The following is a 1,092-nucleotide window of genomic DNA, read 5'->3' as shown; positions in this document are numbered from 1 at the left end:
GTTGTTGTTTTTCCAACACCATTTACCCCAACCATTAAATTCACATATGGTGTTTTATTAGGGTCAATATGCAAAGGCTTCACACGTGGAGCAAGCAAAGCAACTAACTCTTCTTGCAAGGCTTTATAAAGTGAATGTGAATAGATCAAATCACCACGAGCAGTACGTTCAGTTAAGTTGGTAATAATCGTTTTTGTTGCATCAACACCAATATCTGCAACTAATAATTGCTCTTCGACTTCTTCAAGCAACTCATCATCAATTTCTTTCCCACCAATTAAGATATTAACCATCCCATCGGTGAAATTACGGCGAGTTTTGCTCAAGCCTTCTTTCATTCGTCCAAAGAAACCAGATTTTGGTTGCTCAGGTTCTGTAGAAGGTGCAGCCTCGACAACTTCTTCAGCTTTTACTTCTTGCTTAACAGGTGACTCAACGATAGGAACATCGATAGCAGGTAAATTAGGCAATGTGACATCGTCATCCCCGATCTCAGCATCTATCAAGAATTTATTTTGCATATTCGATTGTTGTTGCATGCCGATTCCTTGAAAAGCAGCGTGTTAAAAAACGGAAAGTTTAGCATAAATTCAAATTTTTGCCTGCTTCAATAGCGTGCAAAACCTTTTTGAAATAAAGACAATACTTATTGAGTATCTTCTTGCGCTAATGCAGGATATTGCTTGATGTGATCATGTTCAAACTGATAAGCATGCATTAACTTTAAATACTCTGCTCTATGAATTTCTGATTGAGCCATAATCAACTCGGCCATATCTTGAGTTCTTGGATAAGTAGCCTGTCGAGAAAGTTGCACAATTCGTTGATACTGTTCTGAATTCACAGGACGTAGTAATGCCAAATAAGACAGCATAAAAATACAGCCAATGATAATAATCACAAACAGATTAAAACATTGATCTGCCTTTAACTCAGACTTTAATTTAAGAAAATTTTCTTTGAATGTGAGCATGACCTACCTCTAATGAATGTAGTGTAGGGTTCAATGCACTTCAGCACAAGGTCAAAATCCAGTAAGGCTATTATTCTTTAACCTTACTGGATGACAATTGCTAGCCCATTAAGGAACGA

Annotated in this window: 2 protein-coding genes; both read right to left on the bottom strand. The window is 37.2% G+C overall.

From position 1 onward, the window contains the following. On the bottom strand, positions 1 to 539 hold a 539-nt coding region (locus VXQ92_RS20515; protein ID WP_416683020.1), incomplete at its 3' end, for a signal recognition particle receptor subunit alpha. A 107-nt stretch (positions 540 to 646) separates the two neighbouring features. Continuing rightward, positions 647 to 973: a hypothetical protein gene (locus VXQ92_RS20510; RefSeq protein WP_225546369.1), complete on the bottom strand. Its 327-nt coding sequence runs from the start codon at positions 971 to 973 to the stop codon at positions 647 to 649. Positions 974 to 1,092 lie beyond the last annotated feature (119 nt).

This window comes from Acinetobacter sp. 228, from assembly GCF_048147885.1.
This window is presented reverse-complemented; position numbering and strand designations above follow the sequence as displayed.

Coding starts and splice junctions, on each gene's coding strand:
- VXQ92_RS20510 (WP_225546369.1), bottom strand. CDS start 973: ATGCTCACATTCAAAGAAAATTTTCTTAAATTAAAGTCTGAGTTAAAG.